This is a genomic window from Streptomyces fructofermentans (assembly GCF_014651055.1).
Taxonomy (GTDB): domain Bacteria; phylum Actinomycetota; class Actinomycetes; order Streptomycetales; family Streptomycetaceae; genus Streptomyces; species Streptomyces fructofermentans.
Genome location: NZ_BMWD01000014.1, coordinates 111,680 through 131,789, shown reverse-complemented (window position 1 = coordinate 131,789; position 20,110 = coordinate 111,680). Strand labels below are relative to the sequence as shown.

Here is a 20,110-nt window from a genome sequence, read left to right as displayed (position 1 = left end):
TTCGGCTCCGCGGGGGCTTTCGGAGGCACCGGTTTCGTACGAGCTGCCCGAGGAGCTGCCCGGGAGCGCGGTCAGCCGGGGAAGCGGCCGGTGGAGCGCAGATGCCGACGGCGCTCCGCGTACGCGAGGTCGTCGCGCCACAGCCGTCCCGCGGCGGCGCGGACGAGGGGGCGCAGCGCCGGCGCCACCGCCCGGGCCACCGCGAAGCCGCGGCGTTCGGAGACGGCCACGACGGCCTCGACGACGGCGGTGCGGGGCCGGCCGCGGTCGTCGGGGCCGAGGGGCGTCGCATGGGTCTCGACGACGGAGCCCTCCCCCTCGCCCTCCACGATGCGCATGACGACCGTGCGCGGCCCGGGGGCGGTGAAGACGGCCCGCACGGGGACCACCAGCCGTCCGGCGACCTTGAAGGACACGTCGACCGCGAAACCGTCCCCGCCCTCGGCCGAGCCGTCGTGCGCGCCCTCCTCGGCGATGTCCTCCTTCCCGGCGGTACCGCCGGTCGTGCCGGAGGCCCTCGCACCGGGTACGTCGACGACCGTCAGGTCGACGAACGAGTACGGGTGGAACCACGCGCCGTGCCATGGATCGAGGCGGTTGGCGACGACGTCCTCGGGCTCGCAGACGCCGATTCCGGTGTAGACGGCCGACACGGACCGCTCCGGGGCGGGTCGTTCGGGCACGAGCGGCGCGGGCAGCGGTCGTTCACCGCCCGCCTCGTCCAGCCGCACCCACACCAGGACCCCGTCGTCGTGCACGGGCAGCGGCTCCCAGCCGGCGAAGGCCGTGCCGTTCAGGGCGAGTCCGTGCCAGTGGCACACGAGCGTCCCGCAGCGTACGGGGCTCTTCGCGAGCGGTGCGCCGAGGTGCGGGCAGACGCCGGGGCCGCCGACGAGCCGGCCCCGCGCGTCGCGCCAGACGACGATCTCCTGTCCGGCGACCGTCCGGGCCAGCGGGCGGTCACCGCGTACGTCGAGCGTGGCGCCCACGACGAACCAGTTGCCCGAGGGACGGGCCTGCGCGCGCTTGAGGGCCGCGGCGATCACACCAGGGCGGGCCTCGCGCCAGGTCGGCCGCTGGCGTTCCCAGGGGACCGGCCTCCTGCGCAGCGACAGGGGGAACCGCCCCGCGGGGCGGCCGGGTCGGGGGTTCACGCGACCTCCTCGCATACCGGCTCCGGCACGGGTCGGACGGGTTGCGCCGTCGTCGCCCGGGGTGGCGGCCGCCGGCCGGCGGGAGCGGCGCGCCGGGCCTCCAGCCGGGCGGCGGTGACGCGGACCAGACCGTCGAGAGCGACCGCGGCCCGGCGTCGGCGCGGCACGACGGACCGGCGGTGGAGCACCGCGTACCCGTCGTCGGCGACCGCGTCGAGGATTCCGCCGTAGAGCACGAACGCCGTGCGGATGCAGGGCCGGGAGACGGGGTCGAGCATGGCGAGCCCGGGCGCCGCCTCGCGGTAGACGCCGCGCGTGAGGTCCTCGAACGCCCGCAGCGCGCGCGTGACCCGGGCGTCGCGGCGGCCGGACTCCCTGCTCCAGTGCAGCAGTTCACGGTCGACGTCGTGGGCGCGCAGCAGGTCGGCCGGCAGGTAGACGCGGCCGCGGTCCAGGTCCTCGCCGACGTCCCGCAGGAAGTTGGTGAGCTGGAAGGCGACGCCCAGGGCGGCGGCGTGCGGCGCCGCCTCCTCGCGCGGGACCACCGTGCCGAGGACCGGGAGCATCTGGAGCCCGATCACCGCCGCGGAGCCGTGCGTGTACGCGCACAGGTCCTCGTAGGTTGCGTAGTCGGTGACGTCCAGGTCGCTGTGCATGGACGCCATGAAGTCGTCGAAGTGCTGGTGGTCGATCGCGTACCGCCGGGCGGTGTCGGCGAGGGCGCGGACCACCGGCTCGCCGCTGCGGCCGTCCCGCAGCCCGCGCTCCAGCTCGGCCCTGAGGGCGGCGAGGGCCGCCGCGCGCCGGGCGGTGGTGAGCAGCGGATCGAGGCCGTCGACGATGTCGTCCGCCCAGCGGGCGAACCCGTACAGCGCGTGCACGGCCGGCCGGCGCTCGACCGGCAGCAGGCGCGTGGCCAGGAAGTACGTCCGGCCGTGCCGGGCGTTGAGCCGGCGGCAGCGCGTGTAGGCCGCGCGGAGCGTGGGGTCGGTGATGCGGGCCGCGTCGAGTTCGCGGTCGGTCATGAGGGCGTCCCTTCGCTCGCGGTACGGGGGACGCGTCTCCGGCGGGCGGAGGGTCCGGTGCGTCCGGTGACCCGGGCTGCGGCCAGCTTGCCGGACAGCAGGACCGTCGGCACGCCGACGCCCGGGGTGGTGCCGCATCCGGCGAGCACGGCGTTCTCCGTGCCGCGCACCAGGTTGCGGGGGCGGAACGGGCCGGTCTGCGCGAAGGTGTGCGCCACCGAGAAGGGCGTACCGGCGGCGTGTCCCCTCGCCTGCCAGTCCGCCGGGGTGACCAGGCACTGCTCCTCGATGGCGGAACCGATGCCGTCGAGTCCGCGCCGCTCCAGTTCCGTCAGCAGGCTGTCCCGGTAGCCGGGTGCCAGGTCGCCCCATTGGGCGGCCCGCGGCCCGATGTCCGTGTTCGGGCAGGGCGCCAGGATGTAGTGCAGATGGCGGCCGGGCGGCGCGAGGTCCGGGTCCGTGGTGGTGGGCCGGGTGATCAGCAGCGACGGGTCGCTCATCAGGCTGCCGGTGCGGGTGAGTTCGTCGAAGGTCCCGTGCCAGGCCGCGCCGAAGGACAGCGTGTGGTGGGCGAGGCCCGGCCAGGTGCGGTCCGTGCCGGCGTGCAGGACCACCGCCGAGGGCGAGTTCCTGAGGGGCCGCGGCCGTAGCGGGACGTGCCCGAGGAGGCGGTAGCTGACGTGCAGGTCCGGGGTGAGGACGACGGCGTCGCAGGGGATGCGTCCGTGCGCGGTGACGACGGCCGTGACGCGGTCGCCCGAGCGCTCCAGCCGGACGACGTCCTCGCCGAGGCGCAGTTCGGCGCCCGCGTCGGTGGCGGCGTCCGCCATCGCCTGCGGCAGCGCGTGCATGCCTCCGCGGGGGAAGTGGACGCCCGCGACGGTGTCCATGTAGGCGATCACGGCATAGGCGGCCAGGGCCCGGGCCGGGGGCACGCCCGCGTACAGGGACTGGAAGGAGAACACCCGGCGCAGGCGTTCGTCGCGCACATGGCGGCCGATGCGCGCGTCGAGCCTGCCGAATCCGCCGAGTGCCGCGAGGCGGGCCAGGTCGGGCGTGAGGAGCTGGAAGGGGGAGTCGAAGTTGGTGTCGATGAAGTGGCGCATCTGGGCCCGGTAGAGCTTCTCCAGCCAGCGCCGCAGCCGCCGGTAGCCGGCCGCCTCGCGGGCCCCCGCGAAGCGTTCGACCTCGGCCTCCATCGCTTCGGCGCCGGTGTGCACGTCGAGGCTGCTGCCGTCGGCGAACCGGGCCCGGTAGGCGGGGTGAAGGGGGATCAGCTCGACCCGGTCGCGCAGGCTTTCGCCGACGGCCGCGAAGGCCTCGTCCGCCAGGTGGGGCATGGTCAGCACGGTGGGGCCGGTGTCGATGCGGTATCCGCCGCGCTCCAGCCGCCCGGCCCGTCCGCCGGGCAGCGGGTCGCGCTCGACGACGGTGACCCGCCGGCCCGCGCCGAGCAGGTGCAGGGCGGCCGAGAGGCCGGAGAGGCCGGCCCCCACGACCACCACGTGGTCCGTGCGCCCGGGAAGTGTCCTGGTCACTGTGCGGCTCCTTCGGAGACGACGGAGAGCAGCAGCGGTACGGGTGCGCCGTCACCGCTGCCGGGCGGCGGGCCGTCGGCCGGACGGGGCACCGGGGGAGCGCCGGCCACGGTGCGCAGCAGGGCCAGCAGAGCGTCCCGGCCCTCGGGCGCCAGCGAGGCCGAGTCGAGGTGCCGCGTACCCCGGAGGACCAGCGTGTCGATCCTGGCCTCCACGGCGGCGCGTGCGCCGGTGCCGACCAGGACGTCCCGCACCTCCGCCTGGTCCCTCTCCGACAGGTCGGCGCGGCCCAGCGAGCGCCGCAGCACCGTCGCGGCCGTCCGGTCCCCGGCACCCTCGGCACGGGCTTCGGCCACGGCGACGAGATAGGTGGGCTTGCCCGCGCGGATGTCGCCCCCGCCGGGCTTGCCGGTCCGACGGGGGTCCCCGAACACGTCCTGGAGGTCGTCGCGGAGCTGGAACGCGATTCCGGCGCAGCGCCCGGCCGCGCACAGCTCGCGGGTGGTCGCCGCGTCCGCGCGGGCCAAGGCCGCGCCGAGCGCGAGCGGCCGCTCGACGGAGTACAGGGCGCTCTTGAGGCAGGCGGCGCGCATCGCGTGGGCCGGTGAGGGCGCCGGGGCGAGCCGGCCCCGGACGTCGAGGTACTGCCCGGCCACCATCTCCGTGCGCATCGCGCGCCAGATCTCGCGCACCCGGCGCGAGGTGTCCGCGTCCAGGCGGTCCACGCAGGTGTCGGTGACCATGTCGTCCGCCCACGCGAGCGCGAGGTCGCCGGCGAGTATGCCGGCGGACTCCCCGAACCGCGCGGTCCGCGGGTCCGGGGCCGCGCCCCCGTACTGCGCGGCGATGTCCGCGTGGAGCGAGGGCCTGCCCCGCCGCAGCCGAGAGCCGTCCATCACGTCGTCGTGGACCAGGGCGCAGGTCTGGATGAGTTCGAGGGCCGCACCGAGGTGCAGGGCGGCGTCCGCCCGTGCCGCGTCCGGGCCGCCGCAGGCCCGCAATGCCCACCAGACGAAGCGGGACCTGCTGCGCCTGCCGCCGTCGAGCGTGAAGCGGGCGACTCGCTCGGCGAGGTCACGGGCGAACCCGGGGTCGAGTCCGCGCGCCGTGGCGACCCTCTCGGCCAGCAGGCGGTCCAGGACGCGGCCCACGGCACCCGCCACGTCCGCGTCGATCGCGCGCGGGTCGCCGGGGTCGGCGCCGGGCGGCCGGTCCGCCGCCCGGGCCCGCGCCGGGGAGTGGTGGACGCCCGGCGGTGGTTCGCCCGCCGGATGGTCCGTCGCCTCGCTGGGGCGCATTCCGGTTCCTCTCGTCGTGATCGGAGGTGGCCCTGTCCCTACGCATTCCTTCTCGGCCGGGGACACGGATGCGCCCAGGGCCGAAGGACGGAGAAGACGCTTCGCGCTTTTCGATGCAGACTCGATGCGAGTTGTTTCACAGGTGCCGTGCTCCGCAAAGTGAAGGGGCCGGATTCGCTCTGAGCGACCGGAGCGTACAGCCCCTCCCGGGGCACGGGCCGGACCGCAACACCGGTCGGCCGCCCCGGGGCAGCGACGGTCCGCACCTACGAGGAGCAGTCACCATGACCGCACAGCAGACCACCGCGCAGGCCCCCGCCGACGTCCCGTTGTGGGCCCCGGCCGCAGAGTCCCTCGCCGACGAGGACCTCGCCGCGGGGTTCGCGGGCGGCGACGAGGCGTGCCTGGCCGCCGCCTACCACCGGTGGGGGTCCCTGGTGCACACGCTCGCACGGCGCTCGCTCGGCGACGCCTCGGAGGCCGAGGACGTGACCCAGATCGTGTTCCTCGCCGCCTGGCGCGGGCGGGACGGGTTCGTGCCCGAACGAGGCACTCTGTCGGCCTGGCTGGTCGGCATCACCCGGCGCAAGATCGCCGACGCGCTCTCCGCGCGGACCCGGCGGGCCGAGCTGGTGGCGGCCGCCGGAGCGGCGATGTCCGTCCGCGCGCCGCGAGAGGCGGACCGGCCGGAAGCCGTCCTCGACCGCGTCCTGGTCGGCGCCGAACTCGCGCGGCTCCCCGACCCGCAGCGCCGCGTGCTGAGTCTGGCCTTCTACGACGACCTGACCCAGACGCAGGTGGCCGAGGTCACCGGCTGGCCGCTCGGCACGGTCAAGAGCCACGCGCGGCGCGGACTGCACCGGCTCGGCCGGTGCCTCCTGGCGGACGGCGTCCAGAGTGACTTTCGGTGACTACGTTGCACAATCGATGCACTGTCGTCGCCAGGTCCTCGAAGGGGTCCTTTTCGGCTCGCTGCATCCGAAAGGACTCTCTGCTTCCGAAGAGGTGATCGGCAGGCCGACACCGGCGCCAGGAAGCGGAGAGGTGAACCATGACCGTGCCGCAGCCCGCGCCGCACCTGTCGCCCGCCGACCTCGCGCAGCACGCCCTCGACGGGGCGCGCACCCCGTGGTCCGCCGAGGCAGTCCGCCATCTCAGGGCCTGCGCGGCCTGCCGGAGCCGCCTCGCGGCCTTCGAGCGGGTGGTCGCCGCCGGACGTTCCACGTACCCGTACGAGGCACTCGTGCCTCCGGCGCCGCGCGTGTGGGAGGCGATCAGCAGCGAGGTACGGGCCGACGCCGCTCCACCTCCCGCGCACCGGCCACCCGCCCCGGCCCCGTCACCGCCCGACGCCACTCGGCCGAACCTGCCCCGTGGCCCGGCGGCGCCTCCCGTGACGCCCACGCACGCGGCACCCGACGCACCCGAGCCGCCCGCGCACGCCGAGCCGCCACCCCGTACGTCCGCGCCCGGTGTTCACCGCCGTGCCGTCGGGCTCGCCCTGCGCCTGGCACCAGTCAGATTCCTGTGCCGCCTCCTGCGCGCGGCGATCAGGCCGTTCCGGCGTCCGGTGCGCGGGCGGCGCGGGTGACGCGGGTGACGCGTCCGGGGCGCGGGCGGCGCGGGTGACACACGCCCCCCTTTCCGGGCTCCCTCCCGCTTCCCCGGCTTCACGGCCTCGGCCTCCTCCGGCTTCCTCGGCCCGCCGGGCATCCCCGTCGTTTCCGTCCCCTCCTTCGGCGTGGCCCGCATCCGTAGGGGCACCCGAAGCGGAATGCTCTCGGCAGAGTTCGTACGGGTCCGACGGAGGGGAGTGAAGCGGTCGTGCTGGAGGCGGACGTCGCCATCGTGGGCGCCGGAGCCGCGGGGTTGTCGCTGGCCCACCGGCTGGCACGTCCCGGGACGGCGGCACGTGGGCCGTCGGTCGTCCTCGTCGACGCGCCACCCGGACCGCTGCGCCCGCCGAGCCGCACCTGGTGCTTCTGGGAGCCGGTCCGCGGCCGGTACGACGCCGCCGTCACCGCGTCCTGGCAGCGCCTGCGCGTGCACTCCCCCTCGGGCGGCCCGATCGAGGGCGACATCAGCCCGCTGCGTTACAAGATGATCAGGTCCGAGGACTTCGAGGCACTCGTCGCCCACGACCTCGCGCCCAGCCGGCACGTGCGCCGCCTGGAGGCGGTGGTCGACACGGTGGAGAGCACCTCCCGGGGCGCCCAGGTCGCCTGCCGTACCGCGGAGGGCCGTCCGGTGGGGGTGAGCGCCCGCTGGGTGTTCGACTCACGGCCCCTCGGCAGCCTCCCGGCCGCCCGCACCACACTGCTCCAGCACTTCCACGGCTGGTTCGTCCGCAGCGACCGCCCCGTCTTCGCCCCGGGTGCGGTGGACCTCATGGACTTCCGCACGCCGCAGCCCGAACGGGGCCTGTCGTTCGGATACGTGCTGCCGACCGGGCGCAGCCAGGCACTGGTGGAGTACACGGAGTTCTCGCCCCGGGTCCTCTCACGGCAGGAGTACGAGGCGGCGCTGCGCCACTACACCGAGGACGTGCTGGGACTGCGCGGCCTGGAGGTCGTGTCCACGGAGACCGGGGTGATCCCGATGACCGACGCGCCGTTCGCCCGGCAGACCGGGCCCTCCGTCTTCCGGATCGGCGCGGCGGGCGGGGCCACCCGGCCGTCGACCGGCTACACCTTCGCCGCGGTGCAGCGCCAGACGCGGGCCGTGGCGCACGCCCTGCGCGCCGGACGACGCCCCGTACCGCCGCCCGCCCACTCCCTCCGCTCGCGTGTGATGGACGCGGTGCTGCTGCGGGCCCTGGACAGCGGCCGGGTCGACGGTGCGGTCTTCTTCGCCCGGCTCTTCTCCCGGGTGCCGATGGACCGGCTGCTCCGGTTCCTCGACGGCCGCACGCACCTCCACGAGGACTTCGCCATCGGCCTGCGCACCCCGGTCCTGCCGATGCTCCGCTCCGCCGCGGAGCTGCCGCACCTGCCCCGCCGGCCCTTCCCCGGATCATGACGAGGCTTCCCCGGGCCCGTCCACGGCCACGTGCGTCCGGTCCGGTGCCGCCCGTCCAGCCCGTCCTGCCCGTCCGGCACCGACGGCCTCTGCCCGGCCGTTCCCGCCCACCCGTACCGCACCGCCCTGTCCGAGGAGAGCGCGTGACCCCTGCGCGACCCCGGGCCGCCTGGCGAAACCCGCACTTCGTGCCCGAGGAGACCGTATGACCCTGCTGCGCGACAAAGAGCTGGCCACGGCGTTCGACCACGCGGCCCGCAGCTACGACACCCTGGTCGCCGCCAACCCCGGCTACCACTCGCATCTGCGCCGTTCCGCCCGCCGTCTCGGGCTGCCGCACGACGGCGCCGGCCTGCGGGTGCTGGACCTGGGCTGCGGAACGGGAGCCTCCACGGCGGCCCTCGCCAGGGTCCTGCCGGGCGCCGCGATCACCGCCGTGGACGCCTCCGCCGGGATGCTCGAGAGAGCCGCCGCCAAGCCCTGGCGGCCCGGAGTGACCTTCGTGCACGCACCGGCGGAACGCCTGGCCGAGGCCGGGGTGGACGGGCACTTCGACGCGGTGTTCGCCGCCTACCTCTTCCGCAACGCCGCCGACCCCGACGGTGTCCTCGCGACCGTCCGCAACCTGCTGGCACCGGGCGGTCGCCTGGCCGTGCACGAGTACACCCTGAGCGGCCGGGCCGGACACCGGGCGGTGTGGAACGCCGTGTGCGGCGGTGCCGTGCTGCCCGTGGCCACCGCACTCGGGGACGGCCGGCTCTACCGTCATCTGCGGCGCAGCGTCGTCGAGTTCGACACGGCGGGGGAGTTCGCCGCCCGCCTCCGAGCTGCCGGATTCGACCGGGTACGGGTCCTCCCGCTGCCCGGCTGGCAGACAGGCATCACGCACACGTTCGTCGCCACCCGCCAGCACACGGCCCCGACCGGCCTGCGGTGAACCCGCGCGTGGCGTACGGGAGACGGACGGTGAGCCGCGAGGAGTGTGCGGGATACGGGAGACGGAAGATGAGCCGCGAGGAGTGTGCGGGATACGGGACATGGACGGTGAGCCGCGTGGGGCGTACGGGAGGTCGATCGTGAGCCGTGCGGGGCGTACGAAGGCCATGGTGACCCGGACCTGGCGCACGGGAGGCCGGCGGTGAGCCGGGTGGGGTGGGCGCGGCCGGGCCGGGACCGGCGGACGCTGGTCGTCCCCGCCGCGCCCGGTGCCGGGCGCATCGGTGGACCCGCGCCGAGCACGGCCGTCGTGGGCGGGGGCATCGCCGGACTCGCCGCGGCCACCGCGCTGGCGGAACGCGGCGTGCACGTCACGCTCTACGAGCGCGAGCCGGTCCTCGGCGGACGCGTGGCCGGCTGGCCCGTGGAGCTTCGGGACGGCACGACGGCGACGATGAGCCGCGGGTTCCACGCGTTCTTCCGCCAGTACTACAACCTGCGGGGTCTGTTGCGGCGGACCGATCCCCGGTTCGAGCGGCTCACCGGCCTTCCCGACTATCCGCTCCAGCACAGCGGCGGCCTGCGCGACAGCTTCCGCCGGGTCCCGCGGACACCGCCGTGGAGCGCGCTCGGATTCGTCGCCCTGAGTCCCGCGTTCGGGGCCCGCGACCTGCTGCGGATGAACCCGGTCGCCGCGCTGCCCCTGCTCGACGTCCGGGTGCCCGACGTGTACCGGAGCCTGGACGGCATCAGCGCCCGCGAGTTCCTGGAGTCGATCCGCTTTCCCGAGGCCGCCCACCACCTCGCCTTCGAGGTCTTCTCCCGCAGTTTCTTCGCCGACCCTGAGGAACTCTCCGCGGCGGAGATGGTCTTGATGTTCCACATCTACTTCCTCGGATCCTCCGAGGGCCTGCTGTTCGACGTGCCCGCGGAGCCGTTCGCCGCCGCCCTGTGGGACCCGCTCGCCGCCTACCTCGCGGGCCACGGTGTCCGGTTGCGCACCTCGACCGCCGTCGAGGAGGTGACACCACTGCCGGACGGCGGATTCGTCGTGGCGACCGCGGACACCGAGAGCCGTCACGACGCAGTGGTCCTGGCCCTGGACACCGGCGGCCTGCGCCACGTCGTTGGACGGTCCCCGCGGCTGGCCGACGAGCCCTGGCGGGAGCGGGTTTCACGGCTGCGCACGGCACCGCCGTTCCTGGTCTCCCGGCTGTGGCTGGACCGGCCGGTGGCCGGTGACCGGCCCGGGTTCCTGGGCACCAGCGGCTACGGCACCCTCGACAACGTCAGTGTCCTGGAGCGCTGGGAGGGCGAGGCCGCCCGCTGGTCGGCGCGCACCGGAGGGTCTGTGGTCGAACTGCACGCCTACGCCCTGCCGGAGAACGCGACGCGTGACGTCGAGCAGAAGCGCCTGCTCGGCCAGCTGCACCGCGTGTGGCCGGAGACCCGGGCGGCGCGCGTCGTGGACGAACGGCACGAATGGCGGGCCGACTGCCCGTTGTTCCCCGTCGGCGGCCACCCGGGCCGACCGACCGTCCGCACCCCGGACCCGGGCCTGGTCCTGGCCGGCGACCTCGTGCGTACGGACCTGCCGGTCGCCCTGATGGAACGGGCGGCGACCAGTGGATTCCTGGCGGCCAACGCCCTGCTGGAGCGGTGGGGCGTGCGCGGGCAGACGCTGTGGACGGTCCCGAACCGGGGCCGGGGCGCCGCGCTGCGGGCCCTGGCCCGACTGGGAGCCGGCTGACCTGGACGCCTGGTGGCTCCGCTTGATCCAATGGCGGATGACTTCGTTCTGGACAGGGCCGCGAGTACGGCTGCGCGCGATCGAGCCCGACGACTGGACGGCCTTCCGCCGCTTCGCCGAGGACGAGGAGGGTCTCGGGGACCTTCTCGACGTGCCCCGCTCCGCGGAGAGTTTCCGCGCCTGGGCCACCGAGCACTCCGCCCAGGGACCCGGCGCGGACTCCTTCCGGTTGGTCGTCGAGGCCGTCGACACGGGGGAGGCCGTGGGCGCGGTCAGCTCGCAGCACGCCGACCCGCGCGCGGGCCGGTTCGAGCACGGCGTGACGATCGGGGCGGAGCACCGGCGCAGGGGCTATGCGGCCGAGGCCGTCGTCCTGCTGCTGCGGTTCATGTTCACCGAGCGGCGCTTCCACAAGTGCCAGGCCAGTGTCCTCGCGTACAACGAGGGCTCCCTCGCACTCCACCGCCGTCTCGGCTTCGTCGAGGAGGGGCGGCTGCGCGAGCACGTGTTCGCCGCGGGCCGCCACCACGACCTCGTCGTCCTGGGCCTGCTGGCACGGGAGTTCACCGCGCTCCACCCGGCGCGTGGACGCTGACGGCGTGGCTGCCCGCTCCGAGGACTGGGAGCGCTTGTCGACGGCATCGGAGAGCGGTGGCCGGCGGGTCGGCCGGCCGGCCGGGGAATGTTGCCGGTGAGCGGTAGCACCGGGGTGATCGGGGCCATTGTCAGTGGCCTCCGGTTGTATCGCCTCATGAGTGTCCACGAAGTGATCCAGCGGCTCCCGGCGCCCGAGGCCGTGCGCGCCCGCTCGAAGGCGCTCGCGATGCTGGACGCCGTCCTGAGCCCGGAGTGGCAGTGGCGTCACTACTCGTACGACGTTCGGTGGGCGCCGGGTGAGGAGATGGCCTCCATGCGGGACGGCTCCGGGAACGACTACGCCGTCGTCTTCTCCGGCGCTGGGGTCTATGCGCAGGCGAACAGCCATGAGTCGCCGATCGCTGCGTCCCGGGCTTCGCCGCCTGCGCCGTGGCCCGGGTTGTTCGACTCGCTTCCCGAGGCTTTCCGTCCGTTCGCGCGGGAGCCCGCGTTCCAGGACCACAACGGTGTCCCTCGGGCCACCGTCTGTCTGTGGCGCGAGCACGGCGACTCGGCGTGGAGGTGCGGAGACGTCCAGGTCCCGGATGGGAGCGACGGTGACGCCGATGGTGCTCTGTGGTTGTTCGGGTTGTTGGCGGAGGACAGGGCCGAGGCCTATCGGGAGTTCGCCGAGGGGTACTACGAGGTGGACCCGCCCGTGGAGGCGATCCGGCATGTGTATGACCTCAAGCCGCTGACAGAGGCGGTCGTCTCGGCCCTGAACCCGGACGCCCGGCTCGAAGATCTGGCTGCGGACATCGCCACGGTCGGATATCCGATGTAGGTGTCGGCCGCGGTGACCGCGTCGCCGGATCCCGTCAGCCGACGGCCTGCTGTACGGAGGTGGCGGCTTCACGCTCCTGCGCGAGCGCGTGCTGCCTGCCTCCCGACCTCGCTGTCAGTGGCCGGTGAGACGATCCTCGGACGGTCGCGCGAGGAGAGACATGGGCACCTGGGACATCGGCCCCTTCGACAACGACACCGCGGCCGACTTCGGGGGCGACCTGGATGACGCGACCTCGGAAGAACGAGCGTCCATGGTCCGCGGTGCACTCGAACGCGCCGCCAGACCTGCGGACCACCTGGACACACCCGACGGGGAGCGGGCGGTGGCCGCGGTTGCCCTGGTGGTCGCCCAGCACTCCGACGGCGAGCCGGCGTGTTCGAACCACGGCCCGTCGAAGCCGCTGCCGGAGCTTCCGGCAGCCCTTCGCACGCTCGCCGTCGACGCCCTGGACCGAGTGGTCTCCGATGCGTCCGAACTCGCCGAGCTGTGGGCCGAAGCCGCGAACGGCTCGAGGTGGCGCCGGGACATCGCCCGCCTTCGTGACGTCCTTGACCCTCCGATCCCGCCACAGGAGGAGGTCCTCTTCGAGATCTGAGCGGTGACCCACAGCCATGGGCCACCGAACAACAGGCGCACGGCAACGGGCGGCGTCCGGACAGCTGGGCTGCCGGGCGCCGCCCGTTGGGGGTACGCGGGGTGGTGCGGAGACGCCGTGCCCGTCGCCTACCAGGCGCTCGGCGGGCGTGCGTGCTCCGCGTCGGGCACGGGGGCGGCAGCGGCGTCGGGGAACTGGGCGGGCCGGATCGGCTGCGCGTTGTTCCAGTCGTTGTCGCCGAGGACGACCTCGGGGTCGAACATCACGATCACGGAGACGATGATCAGGACGACCACGGGACCCGCGACCATGGTCAGCAGGAACGACAGCAGGCTCGCCGAGGACTGGTTGTTCGCGACGGCGTCGGTGACGTGGACGGTGACCGCGGTCATGCCCGTGTAGTGCATGCCCGTCACGGCGACGCCCATGATCGCGCTCGCGCCGACCGAGGCCCAGAGCCCGTGGACCGACACGGCCGCCCACAGCGCCGCGGTCGCGGCGACCACGGCGATCAGGATGCTCAGACCCACGTAGAGCGGGTCGTAGTCGATGCTTCCGTGGCCGCTCATCGCGGCCATGCCCATGTAGTGCATCGCGGCGACGCCGAGGCCGGTGACCGCGCCCGCGGTGCCCAGCGTGGCGGGGCTCGCTCCCCGGTAGCCCACCAGGAAGATGCCGACCGCGACGACCGCGATGGCGACGACCAGGCTCAGCACGGTGAGCGCGGGGTCGTACGTCATGAGTGAGCCCTGGATGGTGAAGCCCATCATCGCGATGAAGTGCATCGTCCAGATGCCGCAGCCGATGGACACCGCGCCGAGCGTCAGCCATCCGGCGCGCCTGGCGCCGGGCGCGCGCCGGAGCATCGATCGGGTCGTGCAGCGCAGACCGAGGGCCGCGCCGAGGCATGCCATCAGATACGCCGCGATCGGCGTGACGGCTCCGTAGTGGAAATTGGACACTGTGTCGCTCATGACACTTCCCCCCTGATCAGGCAGCAGCTCGGCGAACGCCGGCGGCGGACCCGCGCGCGGTCGTGGGCAGAACTCCCCCCTTGGGACCTGCCGACCGGAACGCGGCGCGCAGTGGGCCGACCCTCGGTCGGAGAGCCGTACGGCGGCACGGGCCGCGCCACCGGCGAGGGTGGAACGGACCGGAACGGTGGGCCGGTTGGGCCCGGCTTCCGCCCCTGCGCCGCCTGCGCGACCCGACGTGCGCGACCTCGCGCACGTCGTCCCGTCCACTGCGAAGACGGGTGAGGCCACGATCGGCCAAGGGCTCTTTCAAGCCGCCTGGCCGATATGTTCACCATTCAAGCACAAGTCCACCAGAGTGTGACTCTCCATGGTCATTCACGTTCGAATCGACGCATGGTGGCGCATCGATTTGATCACGGATATGACGGGGCGGGGGCCGGTTCGTCGCTTGGCCTTGGCGCGATCGCATCGGACGGCGTGCAGGCCGCGAATGCCCTCTCCCTGCCGGACGCGCCAGTTGGCCCGAGCGGGCGACGGGCGACGGGCAGGTGCGGGGCGTCTGAAACACGGCAACCTCGGGGCGAGATGTGGCGGATGGGACGTGTGGTGCGCCCGTTGGCTGTCACGTCGTCACACCGTCCCGTCGGTGAACGGCCGACTGGATGAAGCCACGCAGCGACCAACGGACGAATCGATGAACAGCCCAAGTCCCGGTGCCGGCTCCCGAGCTCACGCAGGCTCCCGATCCCACGCGGACTCCCGCCCGGCCGGACGGCCCGCGCAGGCAATCGTCCGCCCGGCCGGCCGGCGCAGCCAACCGCCCGCCGCCCGGCCGACCCAGTCGACCCGTCGGAGCGGCCGGCCCGTCGTCCGTCCGACACACGGGCCGCCGTCGGCCCCGAGGGTCATCTGCCCCTTTGCCGCGGCCCCGCCAGGATCAGGCTCTCGATCGCCTCGTACCGGCTGCGCGCGCGCTCGGCCCTGCGCCGGCCCGAGAGCATGGTGCCGAGCCAGCCGCAGGCGAAGCCGAAGGGGATCGACACGAGGCCGGTCGTCGTGAACGGGAACCAGTTGAAGTCGGCCTCCGGGAACGCGGCCGTCGGGGACCCGGAGACCAGACTGGTGCCGGGCATCAGCAGCAGGACCGCCAGGGACCCGCCGATCAGGGTGCTCAGCAGCCCGGCGCGGGTGAAGCGGCGCCAGAAGAGGCTGTACACCAGAGCCGGGGCGAGGGCCGATGCGCCGACGCAGAAGGACATGGTGGCCAGCGGCTGCAGGCTGCGGTGCTGGATGAGGGCGGCGAGCAGGACCACCGGGCCGCCGACGAGCAGGGCGCAGACCCGGGCCAGCGCTGTCTCGCGCACCGGTGACAGCCCTTTGGCCCGGCTGGCGAACACGTCGTGCGCCAGCGAGTTGGCGCAGGCGAGTGTCATTCCGGCCACCGAGGCCAGCAGTGTGAGGAAGATGGCGGCGGTCACGGTGGTGAAGATCAACGTCTCCGCCCGTGAGATGTCCATCCCGAACGCGGCCCGGGACCCCAGCAGGTAGGCGGTGTGCCCGCGGGGGTCGGCGGCGGTGATCCCCTCACGGCCGACCAGTGCCGTGGCGCCGATCGCGATGACGGTGGCCACCAGTACGAACAGCGCCACCGACGACACCGCCCAGGACATCGAACGCCGCACCTGGCGCGCGCTGCTCGCGGTGAACATCCGCATGGTCACGTGCGGAAGGCAGGCGCCCCCCAGCACGATCGCGAACTGCGTGCTGACCATGTCGATCTCGGGATGCGGTCCCCCCGCGAACTGCAGCCCGCCGTGCAGGAAGTCCGGCCCCGCGCCGCTGCGCCTCGCGGCCGTATTGAACAGGGTCCCCAGGTTCCAGTCGAAGGTCCGGAGGATGAGTACGGACACGACCGCTCCCGAGCCGAGGAGCACGACCATCTTCAGGATCTGGATCAGCGCGGTCCCCTTCATCCCGCCGATGGCCGCGTACGTGATCATCAGGGCGCCCACCGCGCCGATGCAGCCCGTTTTCATGGAGGGGTCGGAGAACCCGAGGATGAAGGCCAGCAACTGCCCGGTGCTGGCGAGTTGTACGAGCATCATCGGGACCAGCGCGGCGATGGTCACCACGCACGCGGTGATCCGCACCGCCCGTCCGGGCATGCGCCGGGCCAGGGCGTCGGCCATGGTGAACCTGCCGGTGTTACGCAGCGGTTCGGCCAGCAGGAACATCAGGAGGAGCAGGGACAGCAGGGTGCTGACCGCGAGGACGAGGCCGTCGTAGCCGCACAGTGCGATGACGCCGCCGATGGTGAGTACGGTCGCGGCGGAGATGTAGTCGCCCGCGATGGCGAGGCCGTTGCGCACCGGGGACAGCGACCGGTAGCCGGTGTAGAAGTCGTCGAGGTCGTCCGAGCCGGGTCCGGTCAGGACGCACAGCAGCAGGGTGATCGTGACGGCGATGGAGAAGGCGACGAGGGACCAGGTCTGCGTGGAGCCGCTGAACTCCGTCATCGCTCCCGCTCCCGCGCGCCGCCGGTCCACGGGGAGTGCCGGTTCACGCGGCGTGCCAGGGGATCGACATGGCGGTACGCGGTGCGCTCGTAGAGGGCCACGGCGAGCCATGCGGCGGGGAGTTGGGAGAGGGCGAGCACGAGGCCCGTCGACAGGCCGCCGACGAGGGGTTCCGTCATGAACCCGGGGCCGACGGCCGAGAGGGCGAGGAACGCGGAGAAGTAGCTGAGCGGGATCAGTGTGGTCCAGCGGCGCTGACGGCGGTACGCCCGGCGCAGGATGCGCAGATCGCGGTGGCGCCCGGTCCACGAGGGGGGCCGATCCGCAGCCGGTAATCGTTCGCCGGGGAGCGCCGGGTCGAGGAGGGAGCGGTCCGGTGAACAGTGGCGTCCGTGGTGGGGGTGAACTGGGTACGCGACGGAGTCGTCGTAGGACATTCCGGGTCTCCTGGCGGGGTTCGGGCCCGACGAACATGGACCGCGCGGAGGTGGGGGGAGCGGCTCGGCCCTTCGCACGCTATTCGGCGGGCCGAGCGCGCGAGGGCTTTCCCCTCAAGTGCCTGGTCGGACCCTGTACGCGGCGCTGACCAGGAGCGTTGTCGCTGTGATCGGCGTGAAGGGCGGGTCCGGAGGGTGAGTTGGGGCGCCTGCGGTTCGGGTCGGCGGGCCGGTGGAACGTCCTGGTCCGGTCGCCCTCGAGGAGGGCGCGAGGGGGGGCGAGGTTGCGGCCGGGCCCGGGAGCGGCGGTTTTCGCGCGACCCCTGTCCGGCATCGCGCGGAAGACCTTCAGTCGTCCTTTCCCGCGCCGGCGGTGGACGGAGAACCGAGGCCCGAGACCGGAGACCGGCGAGACGGAGGGGACGACGGCCCGGGAGAGGGCGTACCGGCCTCCGTGGTGGGCCACGGAGGCCGGAGGGCCGGGTTCCGCGGCGGGTGGGGACGAAGGGGCCGGTGCGGTGTCCGACGCGGGAGGGCGGCGGGCCCGCCGCGGAAGGCGGCCGAAATGATGTGCAGACGGCGACGAACTCCCAGCATGCAATGGTCAATTCAAGCCGTTGTGTTGTCACTTCCATGACAAGCCCATGAGTCTGATGTCACTCTGCTGTCGAACATTCACTGTTCGTTCACACCCCCCAGTACCCCCACCCCCCACTCGCGCGTCACCGCGCCCTCATGTCTCACGCGCCGCCGATATCGCGGGCTCCTCCGTGCGCCGCCCCGTGCCGCGCACCTCCGTGCCCGCTCCCGCTCCGGACCGGCCGCACCCCGCCGGTCCGCTCGTCGCCGGCCCCACCACGGCCGGCTGCCGCAGAAGGAGAAGCCCTTGTCCGTGCACTCTCGCTCAGCCGGCCGGCGCAGACGCGCCGCGGCCCTGGCGCTCACGACCGCGAGCTCACTGCTCGCCCTCGGAGTGACGGCGGGACCGGCGTCCGCCGCACCCGTCGAGCCCGGCCCCTCGAAGATCGTCGCCACGCCGCGCGCAGGTGCCGCCCAGCCCGCGCTGTCGCCCGCCCAGCGCGTCGCGCTCCTCAAGAGCGCCACCGCCGCGGCAGGCTCCACGGCGAAGCAACTCGACCTCGGCGCACGGGAGAAGCTCGTCGCCAAGGACGTGGTCAAGGACGCCGACGGCACCAGGCACACCCGGTACGAGCGCACCTACGCGGGACTTCCCGTCTTCGGCGGCGACCTCGTCGTCCATGTGAAGAACGGCCGGACCACCGTGTCCAAGGCCACCCGCGCGACGATCGAGGTCCCCACCACCACGCCGAAGATCACCGCTGACCGTGCGGCCGCCAAGGCCCTCGCGGTGGGCAGGGCGGCCGACGTGGAGCGCACCGAGGTCGAGGGCGCGCCGCGGCTCGTCGTCTGGGCGGCAGGTCCCAGGCCCGTCCTGGCGTGGGAGTCCGTCGTGGAGGGGTTGCAGGAGGACGGCACCCCCAGCGAACTGCACGTCATCACCGACGCGGCCTCCGGCAAGGTCGCCACACAATACGAGCGCGTGCACACGGGAACGGGCCACGGCCAGTACAGCGGCACGGTCGACGTCGGCAGCACGGCGTCCGGCTCCTCGTACCAGCTCGTCGACGGCGACCGTGCGGGGCACCGCACCTTCGACCTGAACCAGGGCAGCTCCGGCACCGGCACACTGTTCACGGATGACAACGATGTCTGGGGTGACGGAACTCCCGGCAACCGGCAGACCGCCGGAGTGGACGTCGCCTTCGGCGCCGCGGCCACCTGGGACTACTACAAGGACGTCTACGGACGCAACGGCATCCGCAACGACGGCGTGGCCGCCTACAGCCGGGCCCACTACGGCAACGCGTACGTCAACGCCTTCTGGCAGGACTCCTGCTTCTGCATGACGTACGGCGACGGCGCCGGCAACAACAAGCCGCTGACGTCGCTGGACGTGGCGGCCCACGAGATGACCCACGGCGTCACCAGCGCCACCGCGAACCTCACGTACGCCGGAGAGTCGGGAGGCCTCAACGAGGCGACGTCCGACATCTTCGCGGCCGCCGTGGAGTTCCACTCCGGGCTCTCCGCCGACGTGCCCGACTACCTCGTCGGCGAGAAGATCGACATCCGCGGCAACGGAACTCCGCTGCGGTACATGGACAAGCCCTCCAAGGACGGCGCCTCCCGCGACTACTGGGACGCCTCCCTGGGCGGCATCGACGTCCACTACTCCTCGGGTCCCGCGAACCACTTCTTCTACCTGCTCTCCGAGGGCAGCGGGGCGAAGACCGTCAACGGCGTGGACTACGACAGCCCCACCCACGACGGCGTGCCGGTCGCGGGCATCGGGATCGAGAACGCGGGCGCCATCTGGTACCGGGCGCTGACGACGTACATGACGTCGTCCACCAACTACGCCGGTGCCAGGGTCGCGACCCTCCAGGCCGCGTCCGACCTCTTCGGCGCGTACAGCGAGACCTACCTCGCCGTCGCAGCCGCCTGGGCGGGCGTCAACGTCGGCGACCGCATCGCGCTGGGCGTCAACATCGCCCCGATAGCCGACCAGACCTCCGGCGTGGGCCAGGAGGTGTCCCTCCAGGTCGACGCGTACACCACCAACGCGGACGCGACCCTGACCTACGAGGCCACCGGCCTGCCCGAGGGCCTCTCGATCAGCGACAGCGGACGCGTCACCGGTGTCCCGACCACCACGGGCACCGGCGAGGTGACCGTCACGGTGACCGACAGCACGGGCGTCACCGCCTCGGAGACCTTCGACTGGCGGGTGGCGTACGTCTACGCCAACTCGACACGCGTCGACATCCCCGACGTCGGTGCCGCCGTCGAGTCGCCCGTCACCATCACGGGCCGGCCGGGCAACGCCTCGGCGACCACCGAGGTGTACGTCAACATCGTCCACACCTACCGGGGTGATCTGACCGTCGACCTGGTGGGCCCCGACGGCACCGTCTACTCGCTGCTGAACCGCAGCGGCGGCTCCGCCGACAACGTCGACCAGACCTTCACCGTGGACGCCTCCGCGCAGCCCGTCGACGGCACGTGGAAGCTGCGGGTGCGGGACCTCGCGGCGATCGACGTGGGCTACATCCAGCAGTGGCGCATCACTCCGTGACCTGACGCCCGACGTGACGCCCGCCCCGCCGACCCAGGCCGGGGCGGGCGTTCCGTTCGCCACTCGCCGCCTTGTGCCGCAAGCCCCCGGTGACCGGCCGCCCGGCGCCATCCGCCGCGCGTCCGCCGTCCGGGGCCCGTCGCGAGGCTGCCGGCGGACCTCCCCGCGCTCTCGGCTGCGGCCCGCGGACGTCGTGTCCGCAGGTGCCTTCCGGCCGGGGTCCGACACGCGGCGGCGGACCCGGGGCGTGCTACTCGGCGTGCGCGAACACCTCTAGCCTCGACCG

16 protein-coding genes are annotated in these 20,110 nt (G+C 73.5%); 9 read left to right on the top strand and 7 right to left on the bottom strand.

Annotated features, from left to right (window positions below; all coding sequences use genetic code 11):
- Positions 1–71: 71 nt before the first annotated feature.
- The 4 genes from IE265_RS20465 to IE265_RS20450 are packed head-to-tail and all read right to left on the bottom strand — an operon-like array spanning position 72 to position 5,015.
- Positions 72–1,169, bottom strand: coding sequence for a Rieske (2Fe-2S) protein (locus IE265_RS20465; protein ID WP_190037083.1), 1,098 nt, complete (start codon positions 1,167–1,169; stop codon positions 72–74).
- Positions 1,151–2,179 carry a phytoene/squalene synthase family protein gene (locus tag IE265_RS20460; RefSeq protein WP_190037082.1) on the bottom strand — a complete coding sequence of 343 codons (1,029 nt, stop codon included), beginning with the start codon at positions 2,177–2,179 and terminating at the stop codon, positions 1,151–1,153. The genes IE265_RS20465 and IE265_RS20460 overlap by 19 nt, the downstream gene beginning before the upstream one ends.
- A complete protein-coding gene (locus IE265_RS20455) occupies positions 2,176–3,717 on the bottom strand; it encodes a phytoene desaturase (RefSeq protein ID WP_190037081.1) in 1,542 nt (513 codons plus the stop codon). Before IE265_RS20455 ends, IE265_RS20460 begins: the two co-directional genes overlap by 4 nt.
- The gene (locus IE265_RS20450) at positions 3,714–5,015 is read right to left on the bottom strand and encodes a polyprenyl synthetase family protein (protein ID WP_190037080.1); all 1,302 of its coding nucleotides are present in this window, start codon (positions 5,013–5,015) and stop codon (positions 3,714–3,716) included. Before IE265_RS20450 ends, IE265_RS20455 begins: the two co-directional genes overlap by 4 nt.
- Positions 5,016–5,299: 284 nt before the next feature.
- On the opposite strand from IE265_RS20450, the gene IE265_RS20445 reads away from it, so the two are divergent.
- The 8 genes from IE265_RS20445 (at position 5,300) to IE265_RS20410 (ending at position 12,737) form a co-directional block, all read left to right on the top strand.
- Positions 5,300–5,926: a sigma-70 family RNA polymerase sigma factor gene (locus IE265_RS20445; protein WP_190037079.1), complete on the top strand. Its 627-nt coding sequence runs from the start codon at positions 5,300–5,302 to the stop codon at positions 5,924–5,926.
- Positions 5,927–6,066: 140 nt separating this feature from the next.
- On the top strand, positions 6,067–6,606 hold the full coding sequence (locus IE265_RS20440) for an anti-sigma factor (protein ID WP_190037078.1): 540 nt from the start codon (positions 6,067–6,069) through the stop codon (positions 6,604–6,606).
- 233 nt (positions 6,607–6,839) lie between these two features.
- Entirely contained in the window at positions 6,840–8,033 is a 1,194-nt protein-coding gene (locus tag IE265_RS20435; RefSeq protein WP_190037077.1) for a lycopene cyclase family protein, read from the top strand.
- Between the two features lie 205 nt (positions 8,034–8,238).
- On the top strand, positions 8,239–8,970 hold the full coding sequence (locus IE265_RS20430) for a methyltransferase domain-containing protein (protein ID WP_190037076.1): 732 nt from the start codon (positions 8,239–8,241) through the stop codon (positions 8,968–8,970).
- A 210-nt stretch (positions 8,971–9,180) separates the two neighbouring features.
- A complete protein-coding gene (locus IE265_RS20425) occupies positions 9,181–10,719 on the top strand; it encodes an FAD-dependent oxidoreductase (protein ID WP_190037148.1) in 1,539 nt (512 codons plus the stop codon).
- Positions 10,720–10,756: 37 nt separating this feature from the next.
- On the top strand, positions 10,757–11,314 hold the full coding sequence (locus IE265_RS20420) for a GNAT family N-acetyltransferase (RefSeq protein ID WP_190037075.1): 558 nt from the start codon (positions 10,757–10,759) through the stop codon (positions 11,312–11,314).
- A 156-nt stretch (positions 11,315–11,470) separates the two neighbouring features.
- Positions 11,471–12,139, top strand: a complete 669-nt coding sequence (locus tag IE265_RS20415; protein WP_190037074.1) for a hypothetical protein — start codon at positions 11,471–11,473, stop codon at positions 12,137–12,139.
- Positions 12,140–12,299: 160 nt separating this feature from the next.
- Positions 12,300–12,737, top strand: coding sequence for a DUF4259 domain-containing protein (locus tag IE265_RS20410; RefSeq protein WP_190037073.1), 438 nt, complete (start codon positions 12,300–12,302; stop codon positions 12,735–12,737).
- A gap of 128 nt (positions 12,738–12,865) precedes the next feature.
- On the opposite strand, the gene IE265_RS20405 is transcribed toward IE265_RS20410, so the two are convergent.
- The 3 genes from IE265_RS20405 to IE265_RS20395 form a co-directional block, all read right to left on the bottom strand.
- Positions 12,866–13,711 (bottom strand): MHYT domain-containing protein, encoded by an 846-nt coding sequence (locus IE265_RS20405; protein WP_190037072.1) that lies wholly within the window; start codon positions 13,709–13,711, stop codon positions 12,866–12,868.
- A gap of 908 nt (positions 13,712–14,619) precedes the next feature.
- Positions 14,620–16,230 (bottom strand): sodium/solute symporter, encoded by a 1,611-nt coding sequence (locus IE265_RS20400; protein ID WP_190037071.1) that lies wholly within the window; start codon positions 16,228–16,230, stop codon positions 14,620–14,622.
- Positions 16,227–16,667: a DUF485 domain-containing protein gene (locus IE265_RS20395; RefSeq protein ID WP_190037070.1), complete on the bottom strand. Its 441-nt coding sequence runs from the start codon at positions 16,665–16,667 to the stop codon at positions 16,227–16,229. Before IE265_RS20395 ends, IE265_RS20400 begins: the two co-directional genes overlap by 4 nt.
- Before the next feature lie 886 nt (positions 16,668–17,553).
- Between IE265_RS20395 and IE265_RS20390 the strand changes: the two genes are divergently transcribed.
- Positions 17,554–19,824 carry a M4 family metallopeptidase gene (locus tag IE265_RS20390; protein ID WP_190037069.1) on the top strand — a complete coding sequence of 757 codons (2,271 nt, stop codon included), beginning with the start codon at positions 17,554–17,556 and terminating at the stop codon, positions 19,822–19,824.
- Positions 19,825–20,110 lie beyond the last annotated feature (286 nt).

What these genes read in the sequence shown, in the direction of transcription:
- IE265_RS20465 (WP_190037083.1), bottom strand. Translation starts at nt 1,169, where the DNA reads ATGCGAGGAGGTCGCGTGAACCCCCGACCCGGCCGCCCCGCGGGGCGG.
- IE265_RS20460 (WP_190037082.1), bottom strand. Translation starts at nt 2,179, where the DNA reads ATGACCGACCGCGAACTCGACGCGGCCCGCATCACCGACCCCACGCTC.
- IE265_RS20450 (WP_190037080.1), bottom strand. Translation starts at nt 5,015, where the DNA reads ATGCGCCCCAGCGAGGCGACGGACCATCCGGCGGGCGAACCACCGCCG.
- IE265_RS20445 (WP_190037079.1), top strand. Translation starts at nt 5,300, where the DNA reads ATGACCGCACAGCAGACCACCGCGCAGGCCCCCGCCGACGTCCCGTTG.
- IE265_RS20440 (WP_190037078.1), top strand. Translation starts at nt 6,067, where the DNA reads ATGACCGTGCCGCAGCCCGCGCCGCACCTGTCGCCCGCCGACCTCGCG.
- IE265_RS20430 (WP_190037076.1), top strand. Translation starts at nt 8,239, where the DNA reads ATGACCCTGCTGCGCGACAAAGAGCTGGCCACGGCGTTCGACCACGCG.
- IE265_RS20420 (WP_190037075.1), top strand. Translation starts at nt 10,757, where the DNA reads ATGACTTCGTTCTGGACAGGGCCGCGAGTACGGCTGCGCGCGATCGAG.
- IE265_RS20415 (WP_190037074.1), top strand. Translation starts at nt 11,471, where the DNA reads ATGAGTGTCCACGAAGTGATCCAGCGGCTCCCGGCGCCCGAGGCCGTG.
- IE265_RS20410 (WP_190037073.1), top strand. Translation starts at nt 12,300, where the DNA reads ATGGGCACCTGGGACATCGGCCCCTTCGACAACGACACCGCGGCCGAC.
- IE265_RS20405 (WP_190037072.1), bottom strand. Translation starts at nt 13,711, where the DNA reads ATGAGCGACACAGTGTCCAATTTCCACTACGGAGCCGTCACGCCGATC.
- IE265_RS20400 (WP_190037071.1), bottom strand. Translation starts at nt 16,230, where the DNA reads ATGACGGAGTTCAGCGGCTCCACGCAGACCTGGTCCCTCGTCGCCTTC.
- IE265_RS20395 (WP_190037070.1), bottom strand. Translation starts at nt 16,667, where the DNA reads ATGTCCTACGACGACTCCGTCGCGTACCCAGTTCACCCCCACCACGGA.